The sequence below is a fragment of the Kribbella sp. NPDC051936 genome (genome assembly GCF_040680955.1).
In the GTDB taxonomy this organism is placed as follows: domain Bacteria; phylum Actinomycetota; class Actinomycetes; order Propionibacteriales; family Kribbellaceae; genus Kribbella.
This window is the reverse complement of record NZ_JBFAXS010000010.1, coordinates 1-13,272: the sequence shown is the minus strand read 5'-3', so window position 1 is coordinate 13,272 and position 13,272 is coordinate 1. Positions and strand designations below refer to the sequence as shown.

The following is a 13,272-nucleotide window of genomic DNA, read 5'->3' as shown; positions in this document are numbered from 1 at the left end:
ATATTCATGCGGTTCGTGGCATACTCATTCACATGAGCGTGACGGTGGCGGTGGCCGGGGCCAGTGGGTATGCCGGGGGTGAGCTGCTCCGGTTGCTGAGTGGCCACCCGGACGTCGAGATCGGCGCCCTGACCGCCGGAGGAAACGCCGGTACGGCGCTCGGCGTGCACCATCCGCACCTCGTGCCGCTGGCCGGGCGCATCCTGGTCGAGACCACGGCGGAGAACCTCGCCGGTCACGACGTGGTGTTCCTGGCCCTTCCGCACGGACAGTCCGCCGCCATCGCCGAGCAGCTCGGCGCTGACGTCACCGTGATCGACTGCGGCGCGGACTTCCGGCTGACGGAAGCCGAGGTGTGGACCGAGTTCTACGGCGGCGAGCACGCCGGCTCGTGGCCGTACGGGCTCCCGGAGCTCCCCGGGCAACGGGACAAGCTCCGCGGGTCGAACCGGGTCGCCGTACCGGGCTGTTACCCCACCGTCTCCACGCTGGCGATGCTGCCGGCCGTGCAGAGCAAGCTCGTCGACCCGGCCCAGCTGGTCGTGGTCGCCGTCAGCGGTACGTCGGGCGCGGGCAAGGCGCCGAAGACGCACCTGCTCGGCGCCGAGGTGATGGGATCCGCCTCGGCGTACGGCGTCGGCGGCGTCCACCGGCACACGCCGGAGATCGAGCAGAACCTCACGCCGTACGCCGACCAGCCGGTGAGCGTCTCGTTCACGCCGGTGCTCGCCCCGATGGCCCGCGGCATCCTCGCCACCTGCAGCGCACCGGTCGCCGACGGCACCGACTACGCGACGCTCCGGAAGGCCTACGCGGACGCGTACGCCGACGAGTTCTTCGTCCACCTGCTTCCCGAGGGGCAGTGGCCGCAGACGCAGGCCACCCTCGGCGCGAACACCGTGCAGCTGCAGGTCGCCCTCGACCAGCGCACCGGCCGCGCCGTCGTCGTGGCCGCGATGGACAACCTCACCAAGGGCACCGCCGGCGCCGCCGTGCAGTGCATGAACCTGGCCACCGGTCTCGACGAGACCACGGCCCTGCCCCTCGTAGGAGTAGCCCCGTGACCGTAGGTATCACACCGGACGCTGCGCTGAATTTTGGAGTCGATCGGAGCGCCGGAGTGACCGCGCCGGCCGGCTTCCGAGCGGCCGGAGTGATCGCCGGGATCAAACCAGCCGGTACGCCGGACCTCAGCGTCGTGGTCAACGACGGCCCGCACGACGTCGCCGCCGGCGTCTTCACCACCAACAAGGTGAAGGCCGCGCCGGTGCTGTGGTCACAGCAGGTGCTGTCGGCCGGCGCGCTGAAGGCTGTCGTGCTGAACTCGGGCGGGGCCAACGCGTGCACCGGGCCGGAAGGCTTCCAGGACACCCACAAGACCGCAGAGAAGCTGGCCGAGGTGCTCGGCGTCGGCGCGGCCCAGATCGGGGTCTGCTCGACCGGCCTGATCGGCGAGCGGCTTCCGATGGACAAGGTGCTTCCCGGGATCTCCGCGGGGGTCGATGCGCTGGGCGACGGGCCCGAGGCCGGTCTCGCGGCCGCGACCGCGGTGATGACGACCGACAACGTGCCGAAGCAGGCCGCGCTGAAGCACGCCGACGGCTGGAGCATCGGCGGGTTCGCCAAGGGCGCGGGGATGTGCGCGCCGAACATGGCGACGATGCTGAGCGTGATCACCACCGACGCCGTCCTCGACCAGCCGCACCTCGACCACGCGCTGCGGAACGCGGTCGCCAAGACCTTCAACCGGCTCGACGTCGACGGCGGCACCTCGACCAACGACACCGTCCTGCTGCTCAGCTCGGGCGCGTCCGGCGTGCCGGTCACGCCCGAGGCGTTCGAAGCGGCGCTCACGGACCTGGCTGCTGACCTGGTGAAGCAGCTGCAGGCCGACGCCGAGGGTGTCACCAAGCACGTGAGCATCACGGTGCAGGGCGCCGCGACCGAGGCGGAGGCGCTGGCCGCCGCCAAGATCGTTGCCGAGGACAACCTGTGCAAGACGGCGTTCTTCGCCTCCGATCCGAACTGGGGACGGATCGCGATGGCGGTCGGCAACGCGCCCACGGCGTTCGACCCGTCGCTGCTCGACATCACCCTGAACGGCGCGGCCATCTGCGTCGCAGGCGGCAAGGGCGTGGACAGGTCCGAGGCGGACCTCAGCGGTCTCGAGATCGACGTGGTCATCGACCTGCACGCCGGCCCGGCGTCCGCGACCGTTCTCACCACGGACCTGTCGCACGCGTACGTCGAGGAGAACTCGGCGTACTCGTCATGATCCAGGCGGATGCGATCGAGAAGGCCGCCGTACTGACCGAGGCGCTGCCGTGGCTGAAGCAGTTCCACGGCAAGACCGTCGTGGTGAAGTACGGCGGGAACGCGATGGTCGACGAGAAGCTCAAGCGCGCCTTCGCCGAGGACATCGTGTTCCTCCGGTACGCCGGCGTGCGGGTCGTCGTCGTGCACGGCGGCGGGCCGCAGATCAGCGACATGCTCGGCCGGCTCGGCATCGACAGCGAGTTCCGCGGCGGGCTCCGGGTCACCACGCCCGAGGCGATGGACGTCGTCGGGATGGTGCTGGTCGGCAAGGTCGGCCGGGAGTTGGTCGGCCTGCTGAACGCGCACGGCCCGTTCGCGGTCGGCATGTCCGGTGAGGACGCGGGCCTGTTCACCGCGGAACGCCGGACGGCGCTGGTGGACGGCGAGCAGGTCGACATCGGCCTGGTCGGCGACGTGGTCGGCGTCCGCCCGGAGGCCGTGATCGACCTGATCGACGCCGGCCGGATCCCGGTGGTGTCGACGATCGCCCCGGACGAGGACGGTCAGGCGCACAACGTGAACGCGGACACCGCGGCCGCGGCGCTCGCGTCGGCGCTCGGCGCGGAGAAGCTCGTCGTCCTGACCGACGTCGCCGGGTTGTACAGGAACTGGCCGGACAGCGACGAGATCATCACCCAGATCGACACCGCCGAGCTGGCCCGGTTGCTGCCGTCGCTGGCGTCCGGCATGGTGCCGAAGATGGAAGCGTGCCTGCGCGCCGTCGAGTCCGGGGTCTCCCGGGCGACCGTGATCGACGGCCGCGTGCCGCACTCCTTGCTGCTCGAGATCTTCACCGACGCCGGAAGTGGAACCCAGGTGATCCCGTCATGACCGAGCTCTTGACCGTCGACGGAACGCAGGCGGCGCTGACGTCGCGCTACTCCGGCGCCCTGATGAACACCTTCGGCGCGCCGAAGCGGGTCCTGGTCCGCGGCGAGGGCGCGTACCTGTGGGATGCCGACGGCAACAAGTACCTCGACCTGCTCGGCGGACTCGCGGTGAACTGCCTCGGCCACGCGCACCCGTTCGTGGTGTCCGCGGTGACGTCGCAGCTCGCCACGCTCGGCCACGTCTCGAACTTCTTCGCCTCCGCGCCGCAGATCGCGCTCGCCGAGAAGCTGCTCGGCCTGTTCGACGTGCCGGGCAAGGTGTTCTTCACCAACTCCGGCACCGAGGCGAACGAGGCGGCGTTCAAGATCACCCGGCGCACCGGCCGGACCAAGATCGTCTCGACGGTCGGGGCGTTCCACGGCCGGTCGATGGGTGCGCTCGCGGTGACCTGGAAGCCGGCGTACCGGGAGGCCTTCGCGCCGCTGCCGGGCGACGTCGAGTTCGTCCCGTACGGCGATGCGGACGCGCTGGCCGCGGCGGTCGACGACCAGACGGCGGCGGTGGTGCTCGAGCCGATCCAGGGCGAGAACGGCGTCGTCGTACCGCCGGCCGGCTACCTGCAGGCGGCGCGGCGGATCACGTCCGAGCACGGCGCTCTGCTGTGGATCGACGAGATCCAGACCGGGATCGGCCGGACCGGGACCTGGTTCGCTTACGAGGCCGACGGCATCACGCCGGACCTGGTGACGGTGGCGAAGGGCCTCGGCGCCGGGATCCCGATCGGTGCGTGTGTCGGGCTCGGCCCGGCGGCCGACCTGCTCCAGCCGGGCAATCACGGCACGACGTTCGGCGGCAACCCGGTCGCGGCGATCGCCGGACTGGCGGTGCTGACCGTGATCGAGCGGGACGGCCTGCTCGCGCAGGTGAATGCCGTCGGCAACCACCTCGCGTCCTCGATCATCGCGCTCGACCACCCGCTGATCGCGGGCGTCCGGGGCCGCGGGATGCTGCTCGCGATCCAGCTGACCGCGCCGGTGTCGGACCAGGTGGCGGCACTCGCGCTGGACGCCGGCTTCGTGATCAACAACCCGGTCCCGGACGCGTTGCGGCTGGCGCCGCCGTACATCCTCGGCAAGGCTGATGCCGACAGTTTCGTCGCGGCCCTGCCGGGGCTGCTCGACCAGGTGGAGGTTCCGTGACGATCCGGCACTTCTTGCGGGACGACGACCTGTCGCCGGTCGAGCAGGACGAAGTACTGACGCTGGCCGCGCAGCTGGCCGGGGACCGGCACGGGCACCAGCCGCTCGCGGGTCCGAAGACCGTCGCGGTGATCTTCGACAAGTCGTCGACCCGGACGCGGATCTCGTTCGCGGTCGGGATCTCCGAGCTCGGCGGCGTACCGCTGGTCATCGACGCGCAGACCTCGCAGCTCGGCCGCGGTGAGCCGATCGCCGACACCGCCCGGGTGCTGGACCGGCAGGTCGAGGCGATCGTCTGGCGGACCTCCGGCCAGTCGCGGATCGAGGAGATGGCCGCCGCGTCGTCGGTTCCGGTGATCAACGCATTGACCGACGAGTTCCACCCGTGCCAGATCCTGGCCGACCTGCAGACCGTGCGGCAGCACAAGGGCTGGACCTCCGGGCTGAAGCTGGTGTACCTCGGCGACGGCGCCAACAACATGGCGCACTCGTACCTGCTCGGCGGCGCGACCGCCGGCATGCACGTCGTGATCGGTTCGCCCGCGGACTACCAGCCGGACCCGGACGTCCTCGTGCGTGCGGCGGCGATCGCCGAGGCGACCGGGGGATCGGTCGCCTGGACGGAGGACCCGATCGCGGCCGCGGACGGAGCCGATGTGCTCGCCACCGACACCTGGGTGTCGATGGGCCAGGAGGCCGAGGCGGCCGAGCGGGAGGCGCCGTTCGTCCCGTACGCCGTGACCGAGGAACTTCTCGCCAAGGCGAAGCCCGATGCGATCGTGTTGCACTGCCTCCCCGCCTATCGTGGCAAGGAGATCGAGGCGGCCGTGATCGACGGACCGCAGTCGGTCGTCTGGGACGAAGCCGAGAACCGGCTGCACGCGCAGAAGGCGCTGCTGTCGTGGCTGTTGGCAAGGAGTTTCTCGTCGTGAGCGTTGCGGTTCCCACCACCAAGACGGCCCGCCAGCAGCGGATCGTCGACCTGCTCGGCCGGCAGCCGGTCCGGTCGCAGACCGAGCTGGCCGACCTGCTCGCCGCGTCCGGGCTGGTCGTCGGGCAGGCGACGCTGTCCCGCGACCTGGTCGAGATCGGTGCCGTGAAGGTCCGCGACGCCGCCGGCCAGCTCGTGTACGCCGTACCGGGCGAAGGCGGCGACCGGACGCCGCGCGCCGGTGAGGCGGCTGCTTTCGAGGCCCGCCTTGCCCGGGTCGCGTCGGAGCTGCTCGTCTCCGCCGAGGGCAGCGCCAACCTCGTCATCCTGCGAACCCCGCCGGGAGCCGCCCAGTACTTCGCGTCGGCGATCGACCACGTCGGCCTGGACGACGTCCTCGGCACCATCGCCGGCGACGACACCGTCATGGTCGTCTCCCGCAACCCCACCGGCGGCCCCGACCTCGCCGCCCGTTTCCTGTCCCTCGCCGCCCGCGAACCGAAGTAGCGAACGCTGACGCCGACCATCGCCAAGTACGAGGTGAGGCGGGTGAAGGGGAGCGGCGATGGACGAATGGTTCGTGGCGCAGGTCGATGCGCACGGCGGTGACATCCACGCGTACCTGAGCCGCCGTACGGCCGACGGAGTCGCGGACGATCTGCTCGGTGAGGTGTGGGTCGCGGCGTACGCCGGTCGCTCGTCGTTCGACCCCGATCTGGGCTCCCCGCGCGCTTGGCTGTTCGGAGTGGCTCGGCACGTGCTGCACGGTTACTACCGCAAACGTCGGCTCCGCGTACCAACGCTCCTCGGCTTCGAGCGGCCGGTGGACGAGACGGACGCGGTCGACGCTCGCCTGGATGCCGCGGCCCTCGGACCGGCTCTCCGGACGGCGCTGCACGATCTGCCGGCAGCCGAGCGCGAACTGCTGCTCCTGGTCGCCTGGGAGAACCTGACCCCGACGGAAGCCGCGCAGGTGCTCGGTATCCCACCTGGCACCGCCCGCTCGCGGTTGCACCGAGCTCGCCAACGCATGGACGAGCACCTCACCGACCCCGCAAGGACGCGACAGGAGGCTGACCGATGAACCCCACCGATCACTGGGACGACCTGAAGTCCGCCGGCGCGGTTCCACCGCCGTCCGCGGAGGTCCTCGCTCACGCCCGCCGTCAGCTCGAGGAGGCCGCCGTACGATCACATACGCGCACCGTTCGTCGCCGGGTGCTCGTGCCTGCTCTGGCCGCGACGAGCATCGCCGCCGCTGTCATCGGCGGCGTCGCGATCTACCGTGGCGCCTCGGAGCCGGACCCGGTCGCGATCCCCGGCCCACGATCCAGCGCTTCACAGCCGAGCGCTACGTCGTCCCGGCCGAGTCAAGGGATCGCCGGCTCCTGCGCAGTCGTGTATTCGCCGGCGGAGCTGAAGAAGCGCGCCTTCGCCTTCGACGGCATCGTCCAGAAGGCCGTCCGTGCTCCGGGCGGGACGTTCCCGAGCTACTTGCTGACCTTCACGGTCCACGAGTGGTTCAAACCGGTCGGCGGCAGCCGGACCGTGACGGTGCGGACCGCCACCCCACCGCAGGGATCCGGGTACGACGTGTCCGTCGACTTCCCTGACTACACCGTTGGCAGCCGGTTGCTCATCGCAGGCGAACCACAGTGGGGCGGGGCCGATCCGTTGAGAGACGCTTACGCGTTCGGATGCGGCTTCAGTCGGCCGTACGCGCCGGGCGATGCCGCGACCTGGCGCACGCTGTTGAGCAAGTGACTGAGAGGATGATTGTGTGAGCACTGGAGAGAGCGCAGCCCGGGACTCCGCGTTGTGGGGGGCCCGGTTCTCGGGAGGGCCGGCGGATGCGTTGGCGGCGTTGAGCAAGTCGACGGATTTCGACTGGCGGCTGGCGCCGTACGACATCGCCGGGTCGAAGGCGCACGCGAAGGTGCTGCACCGCGCGGGGCTGCTGACGGACGAGGACCTGGACGCGATGCTCGCGGGCCTCGACGGGCTGCTGGCCGACGTACTGTCCGGCGAGTTCCAGCCCGCTGCCGAGGACGAGGACGTGCACACGGCGCTGGAGCACGGTCTGCTCGTTCGGCTCGGGCCTGAGCTGGGCGGACGGCTGCGTGCGGGACGGTCGCGGAACGACCAGGTCGCCACGCTGTTCAAGAGCTACCTGCGTGACCACGGCCGGATCATCGGGCGGTTGCTGCTGGAGCAGGTCAACACGCTCGCGGAGCAGGCCGAGCGGCATCTGGGCGTCGCGATGCCCGGGCGAACGCATCTGCAGCACGCGCAGCCGGTGCTGCTCTCACACCACCTGCTCGCCCACGCCTGGCCGTTGATCCGGGATCTCGACCGGCTGGCCGACTGGGACGCCCGGGTGGCGGCGGATTCGCCGTACGGCTCGGGCGCGCTGGCCGGCAGCTCGCTCGGGCTCGACCCGGTCTTCGTCGCGCACGAGCTGGGCTTCACGAACTCGTCGGCGAACTCGATCGACGGGACGTCGGCGCGGGACTTCGTCGCGGAGTTCGCGTTCGTCACCGCGCAGATCGGCGTCGACCTGTCCCGGCAGGCCGAAGAGGTGATCATCTGGGCGACGAAGGAGTTCGGTTTCGTCGAGCTGGACGACGCGTTCTCGACCGGGTCGAGCATCATGCCGCAGAAGAAGAACCCGGACATCGCGGAACTCGCCCGCGGCAAGGCCGGCCGCCTGATCGGGAACCTGAGCGGTCTGCTGGCCACGCTGAAGGCGCAGCCGCTCGCGTACAACCGGGACCTGCAGGAGGACAAGGAGCCGGTCTTCGACTCCATCGACACCCTCGAGGTGCTGCTGCCCGCTTTCACCGGCATGATCCGCACGTTGCGCTTCAACGCCGATCGCCTCGCAGAACTCGCCCCTCAGGGCTTCTCACTGGCCACCGACATCGCCGAATGGCTGGTCCGCCAGAAGGTCCCGTTCCGCGTCGCCCACGAACTGGCCGGCGCCTGCGTCCAGGAATGCGAGAAGCGCGGCATCGAACTCTGGGACCTCACCGACGACGACCTGTCCGCAATCTCCCCCCACCTCACCCCCGAGGTCCGCAGCGTCCTCACCGTCGACGGCTCCCTCGCGTCCCGCAACACCCGCGGAGGCACCGCCCAACCCCGCGTAGCCGAACAACTCACCGAACTCCGCGACCGCGCCGCCGCCCACACCGCCCGCCTGGCCTGACGGCAGACACCAGCGGTTCGCCGGCGATTCGGAAGACCTGAGACAAGTAATGGGGTCTGGAGACCTGCTATTACCTGTCTCAGGTCACCAGGTCCGGTCTCCGGTCGGTGCCCTCGCCCACCCGGCCGAGGGGCCGGCCCGCCTAGCTGTCGCCTAAGGTGCTGGGCATGCGTCGTTCTCAGCTGGCGGGTCCTGTGTTGGAGGTGGCGCCGCGGCTGTTGGGGATGGTGCTGCGCAGCACCACCGACGAGGGCACGGTTGCGGTCCGGGTGACCGAGGTTGAGGCGTACGACGGGCCGAACGACCCCGGCTCGCACGCCTACCGGGGTGAGACACCGCGCAACGCGGTCATGTTCGGCCCGGCCGGCTTCCTGTACGTGTACTTCACCTACGGCATGCACTTCTGCATGAACGTCGTCGCCGGCCCGGAAGGCGTCCCGTCGGCCGTCCTGCTCCGCGCCGGCGAGGTCATCGAAGGAGTCGACCTCGCCCGCGCCCGCCGCGGTCAAACAGCGCCGCAGAAAGTGGTCGTCAACCACGCTGGAGTCCGCAAGGGCCCGCTCCCCAAACGCCCCGCCAACAACCCGGACCGCGACCTCGCCCGTGGCCCGGCCCGCCTCTGTGTTGCCCTGGGCATCGGACGCGAGGGCAACGGCGCCGACCTGCTCGCGAAGACGTCGTCCATCCAGCTCCTCGACGGCCCCGGCTTCGACGGCGTACCCGCTACCGGCCCGCGCGTCGGCCTCCGCGAAGCCCCCGACCACCCGTGGCGGTTCTGGATCCCGAACGACCCGACGGTCTCGCCGTACCGCCCGCACGTCCCGAAGAAGCGCGCCTAGCGGTTCGCCAGTTCGAGCACGTGGTCCAGCTGCGGCAACCCGTGCTCGACCTCCGGATCCGGGAACAGCCCCACATGGTGCACCCCGGCCGCCTCCAGCCCGGCGATGTGTTCGGCCGCGTCGTCGACCGTGCCGATCGCGCCGATCGCGGTCCACCAGTCAGTCGGCATCCCGACCAGCCCCGCCTCGCCGGACGCGTCGTACAGCGCCTTCATCTCGTCGAAGAACGGCAGCGCGGTCAGCTGCGGCGGCCGGTCGCCGATCCGCGAACCCAGCCACGGCGCGGTCCACTCGTACGCCGTCTTGCGGTCCTTGCGCACGCACATCGACGTGAACACCGCGACCACGAACCCGTCGGGCGATCCGGCATGCTCCACCGACTGACGTACGTACGCCGCGGTGGCGGGCTCGGCCAGGACGACCCCGTTGGCCACCCGCCCGGCCAGCGCCATCGACTTCGGGCCCTGCACCCCGAGCAGGATCGGCGGTACGTCGGCCGGCGGCGCGTCCAGCTTCACCTTGTCGAGGCGGACCGTCGTCCCCTCGAAACTGACCTCCTCGCCGCGCAGCAACCGGGTCACACTGGTCGTCACCTCGTCGAGCGCCGTCAACGGCGACTTCGGCCGGGCGCCCATCTGCCCCATCCACGACTGCACGCCGTGACCGATGCCCGGCAGGAACCGCCCGGGCCCGAGAGCTTCCAGCGTCGCGAACTCCATCGCGGTCACCGCGGCCGTGCGCGCGACGGCCGGCACGATCCCGAGCCCGACGGTCAGCCGCTCGGTCGACGTCAGCGCGGCCGCCACCAGCGACGGGCCGGCGGTGAAGAAGCAGTCCTCGATGATCCACAGCCCGTCCGCGCCGCCGCGGTCGAGCCGCCGCGCCACGTCGGTGACGAGCGCGGCCGGATAGGTACGCGGGAAGCACATTCCGAGAGCGGTCATGCAGAGACGGTAGGCGACGCGACCGACAGTTCGTGAAGGACGTGTGAAAGGTGTCCGCGGACCGCGAGGCAGGACGACTAGCGGCCCGTGCGACGGGTAGGTTTCTGGTATGGCCCGTCCGCACTACTCGTCCCGTCTCGAGGACTGGTTCAACCTCGGGGTGCAGGCGGTGCTTCGGCGTCGTGGCTGGCAGGAGCGGATCATCCCGCAGGTCGGCTACGGCAACACCGAGTTCGTCCGGGTGCTGGCCCGTGTGGTGCTCGGCCGCGATCCGCGCAACCAGCCGCGGTACGACGAGGACCAGGTGGTGCGCGGCTGGCGCGTGTTCGTGACGGCGCCGGCGACCAAGGTGCCGGTCACCGTCACGGTCAGCGGCCAGACGTTCGAGACCGTGACCGATCGCGGCGGCTTCATCGACCTGAACGTGCCGGTGGTGCTGCCCCCCGGGTGGCACGAGGTCGTGCTGGGGGTGCGCGGCGACCGGCAGGCGCGGGCGCGGATCTTCGTCCCGGACCCCGAGGCCACGTTCGGACTCGTCAGCGACATCGACGACACGGTGATCCTGACGATGCTGCCGCGTCCGCTGATCGCGGCGTGGAACACGTTCGTCCGCGACGAGCAGGCGCGCCGCGTCGTACCCGGAATGGCCGGTCTGTACGAGGAGCTGCTGGCGGACCACCCCGGTGCGCCGATGTTCTACCTGTCCACCGGGGCGTGGAACACCGCGCCGACGCTCACCCGTTTCCTGGCCCGGCACGGGTACCCGCTGGGCCCGTTGCTGATGACGGACTGGGGACCGACGAACACCGGCTGGTTCCGGAGCGGCCAGGAACACAAGCGGACCGCACTGCGCCGGCTGGCCCGCGAGTTCCCCAACGTGCGGTGGGTGCTGATCGGTGACGACGGCCAGCACGACCCCCAGTTGTACGGCGACTTCGCGCAGACGCATCCGGACCATGTGCTGGCCATCGGGATCCGCCAGCTGACTCCGGCCGAGCAGGTCCTGTCCCACGGTCTCCCGGTCCCGAACACGGACCCCGGCGCCCATGACCCGCACAGACCGACCGCGGTCACGGTGCAGGGACCGGACGGACACGCGCTGCGCCCACAGCTGCGGTCGGTGCTGACACGTCCCGAACCCACCTGAGTCGCGGTACGCCGCCGTACAGGACACTGGTACCGACCCGACGTACTCGAGGAGAGAACTAGTGACCGAACGCCGCACTCAGGTGCTCGACGACCTGCAGAGCCGTGGCCTGATCGCCCACTCCACCGACCCGGACGCTCTCCGGGCCTCGATGGCGGCAGGACCGATCACCTCCTATGTCGGGTTCGACCCCACCGCGCCCAGCCTGCACATGGGCAACTTGCTGCAACTGCTGACGCTGCGGCGACTCCAGTTGGCCGGCCACAACCCGATCGGGCTCGTCGGCGGCGCCACCGGGCTGATCGGTGACCCCAAGGAGACCTCCGAGCGGGTGCTGAACCCGAAGGACGTGGTGCACGAGTGGGTCGAGAAGGTCCGCGCCCAGGTGGAGAAGTTCGTCGACTTCGATCCGTCCCTGCCGAACCCGGCCCGGATCGTCAACAACTACGAGTGGACTAAGGACCTCAACACCCTCGACTTCCTGCGGGACATCGGGAAGCACTTCCCGGTGAACCGGATGCTCGGCCGTGAAGTGGTGAAGGCCCGGCTGGAGCAGGGGATCAGCTACACGGAGTTCAGCTACGTGCTGCTGCAGTCCCTGGACTTCCTCGAGCTGTACAGGCGGCACAACTGCACGCTGCAGACCGGTGGCAGCGACCAGTGGGGGAACCTGACCGCGGGCGTCGAGCTCATCCGCCGGGCGGAGGCCGGGAAGGCACACGCACTGGCGACACCGCTGGTGACCAAGGCCGACGGCACGAAGTTCGGGAAGACGGAGTCCGGCACGGTGTGGCTGGACCGGGAGCTGACAACGCCGTACGCGTTCTACCAGTTCTGGTTCAACAGCGACGACCGGGACGTGATGCAGCTCGTGCGCTTCTACACGTTCCGTACGCCGGAGGAGCTGGCCGCCCTCGAACAGGCGACCGCGGAACGCCCTCAGGCCCGCGAAGCGCAGCGAGCACTGGCGGAGGAGCTGACGACCCTGGTTCACGGGGCCGACGAGACCCTACGCGTGCAGGAGGCGTCGAAGGCCTTGTTCGGCCAAGGGGAGTTGGGGTCGCTCGACGGCTCGACTCTGGTGGCGGCGCTGCGCGAAGCACCGCATGTGGAGCTGGGCGCCGGTGAACCGATGCCGACGTACGGCGACCTGCTGGTGAAGTCGGGGCTGGTGGCCAGCAAGTCGGCTGCGCGGCGCACGGTCGCCGAAGGCGGTGCGTACTTGAACAACGAGAAGGTGAAGGACGCCGAGTACGTGCCGGCCGCGGAGGACCTGCTGCCTGGAGGCGTGCTGGTGCTGCGTCGCGGGAAGCGTTCCTTCGCAGGGGTTCTGGCCGCGCGGACGCAGGGCTGACGGTGCCGGCGTGGGAGTGGGCTCCACTCCCACATCGGGGTTGCCGACGGCAAATTACAGGCCTGTGATTCAGCGCACCGGGAACCGATTTGACCGTCGACCTGCGGGCCACGTAATGTTCTCTTCGTTGGAGCGAGGCGCGGGACGCGAAAGCGGCCGGTCGCTCCGAACCCCCCAAGGCTAGCTGAGCCGAACCGGGTCGTCTGACTCGGGGCGGTAGCTTGGATGCGGGTGGAGGGTCAGAAAACTGGGACTTGACTCGGTGGATCTGCTCCGGTAAAGTACTGCAGGTTGCCCCGGGAGCCTGGCTGAGAAGTCAGACTGCGGTGTGCGTCCGATTCTTGAGAACTCAACAGCGTGCCGAAAGTCAATGCCGAAAGATGCATTAACCCTGTCCACAGGCGTTGAATGACTTCTCCTAGCCCTGGGTCTTTGATCTTGGGGTGTGGGTTGTTGTTTGTCTGTGGGTGGATTCCTTTGAAATTATTACGGATGACAAGCCA

The 13,272-nt window shown here is 69.9% G+C and carries 14 protein-coding genes; 12 read left to right on the top strand and 2 right to left on the bottom strand.

From position 1 onward, the window contains the following. Positions 1-32 precede the first annotated feature (32 nt). The 10 genes from argC to AB0L64_RS32745 all read left to right on the top strand — a co-directional run bounded on the left by argC (position 33) and on the right by AB0L64_RS32745 (position 9,324). Positions 33-1,064, top strand: coding sequence for an N-acetyl-gamma-glutamyl-phosphate reductase (argC, locus tag AB0L64_RS32790; protein WP_363716497.1), 1,032 nt, complete (start codon positions 33-35; stop codon positions 1,062-1,064). Then, positions 1,061-2,275, top strand: coding sequence for a bifunctional glutamate N-acetyltransferase/amino-acid acetyltransferase ArgJ (gene argJ / locus AB0L64_RS32785; protein WP_363716495.1), 1,215 nt, complete (start codon positions 1,061-1,063; stop codon positions 2,273-2,275). Before argC ends, argJ begins: the two co-directional genes overlap by 4 nt. Beyond that, on the top strand, positions 2,272-3,147 hold the full coding sequence (argB, locus tag AB0L64_RS32780; protein WP_355699059.1) for an acetylglutamate kinase: 876 nt from the start codon (positions 2,272-2,274) through the stop codon (positions 3,145-3,147). Before argJ ends, argB begins: the two co-directional genes overlap by 4 nt. Beyond that, on the top strand, positions 3,144-4,346 hold the full coding sequence (locus AB0L64_RS32775) for an acetylornithine transaminase (RefSeq protein ID WP_363716493.1): 1,203 nt from the start codon (positions 3,144-3,146) through the stop codon (positions 4,344-4,346). Before argB ends, AB0L64_RS32775 begins: the two co-directional genes overlap by 4 nt. Positions 4,347-4,348: 2 nt before the next feature. Beyond that, positions 4,349-5,278, top strand: a complete 930-nt coding sequence (gene argF / locus AB0L64_RS32770) for an ornithine carbamoyltransferase (protein ID WP_363717048.1) — start codon at positions 4,349-4,351, stop codon at positions 5,276-5,278. Further along, positions 5,275-5,784, top strand: coding sequence for an arginine repressor (locus AB0L64_RS32765; protein ID WP_363716491.1), 510 nt, complete (start codon positions 5,275-5,277; stop codon positions 5,782-5,784). Before argF ends, AB0L64_RS32765 begins: the two co-directional genes overlap by 4 nt. Positions 5,785-5,842: 58 nt before the next feature. Further along, entirely contained in the window at positions 5,843-6,361 is a 519-nt protein-coding gene (locus AB0L64_RS32760; protein WP_363716489.1) for a sigma-70 family RNA polymerase sigma factor, read from the top strand. Next, positions 6,358-7,041 (top strand): hypothetical protein, encoded by a 684-nt coding sequence (locus AB0L64_RS32755; RefSeq protein WP_363716487.1) that lies wholly within the window; start codon positions 6,358-6,360, stop codon positions 7,039-7,041. Before AB0L64_RS32760 ends, AB0L64_RS32755 begins: the two co-directional genes overlap by 4 nt. Positions 7,042-7,057: 16 nt before the next feature. Next, positions 7,058-8,485, top strand: coding sequence for an argininosuccinate lyase (gene argH, locus AB0L64_RS32750; RefSeq protein WP_363716485.1), 1,428 nt, complete (start codon positions 7,058-7,060; stop codon positions 8,483-8,485). A gap of 167 nt (positions 8,486-8,652) precedes the next feature. Then, positions 8,653-9,324 carry a DNA-3-methyladenine glycosylase gene (locus AB0L64_RS32745; protein ID WP_363716483.1) on the top strand — a complete coding sequence of 224 codons (672 nt, stop codon included), beginning with the start codon at positions 8,653-8,655 and terminating at the stop codon, positions 9,322-9,324. On the opposite strand, the gene AB0L64_RS32740 is transcribed toward AB0L64_RS32745, so the two are convergent. Further along, positions 9,321-10,268, bottom strand: a complete 948-nt coding sequence (locus AB0L64_RS32740; RefSeq protein WP_363716481.1) for an LLM class flavin-dependent oxidoreductase — start codon at positions 10,266-10,268, stop codon at positions 9,321-9,323. The genes AB0L64_RS32745 and AB0L64_RS32740 overlap by 4 nt on opposite strands. A 109-nt stretch (positions 10,269-10,377) precedes the next feature. Here AB0L64_RS32740 and AB0L64_RS32735 point away from each other — a divergent pair, with 109 nt between their 5' ends. Then, a complete protein-coding gene (locus AB0L64_RS32735) occupies positions 10,378-11,415 on the top strand; it encodes a phosphatase domain-containing protein (protein ID WP_355699067.1) in 1,038 nt (345 codons plus the stop codon). A 61-nt stretch (positions 11,416-11,476) separates the two neighbouring features. Beyond that, the gene (gene tyrS, locus AB0L64_RS32730) at positions 11,477-12,769 is read left to right on the top strand and encodes a tyrosine--tRNA ligase (protein WP_363716479.1); all 1,293 of its coding nucleotides are present in this window, start codon (positions 11,477-11,479) and stop codon (positions 12,767-12,769) included. Between the two features lie 239 nt (positions 12,770-13,008). On the opposite strand, the gene AB0L64_RS32725 is transcribed toward tyrS, so the two are convergent. Then, positions 13,009-13,272: hypothetical protein (locus tag AB0L64_RS32725; protein WP_363716477.1), on the bottom strand; the 264-nt coding region annotated here is incomplete at its 5' end.

What these genes read in the sequence shown, in the direction of transcription:
- argC (WP_363716497.1), top strand. Translation starts at nt 33, where the DNA reads ATGAGCGTGACGGTGGCGGTGGCCGGGGCCAGTGGGTATGCCGGGGGT.
- argB (WP_355699059.1), top strand. Translation starts at nt 2,272, where the DNA reads ATGATCCAGGCGGATGCGATCGAGAAGGCCGCCGTACTGACCGAGGCG.
- AB0L64_RS32775 (WP_363716493.1), top strand. Translation starts at nt 3,144, where the DNA reads ATGACCGAGCTCTTGACCGTCGACGGAACGCAGGCGGCGCTGACGTCG.
- AB0L64_RS32760 (WP_363716489.1), top strand. Translation starts at nt 5,843, where the DNA reads ATGGACGAATGGTTCGTGGCGCAGGTCGATGCGCACGGCGGTGACATC.
- AB0L64_RS32755 (WP_363716487.1), top strand. Translation starts at nt 6,358, where the DNA reads ATGAACCCCACCGATCACTGGGACGACCTGAAGTCCGCCGGCGCGGTT.
- AB0L64_RS32745 (WP_363716483.1), top strand. Translation starts at nt 8,653, where the DNA reads ATGCGTCGTTCTCAGCTGGCGGGTCCTGTGTTGGAGGTGGCGCCGCGG.
- AB0L64_RS32740 (WP_363716481.1), bottom strand. Translation starts at nt 10,268, where the DNA reads ATGACCGCTCTCGGAATGTGCTTCCCGCGTACCTATCCGGCCGCGCTC.
- AB0L64_RS32735 (WP_355699067.1), top strand. Translation starts at nt 10,378, where the DNA reads ATGGCCCGTCCGCACTACTCGTCCCGTCTCGAGGACTGGTTCAACCTC.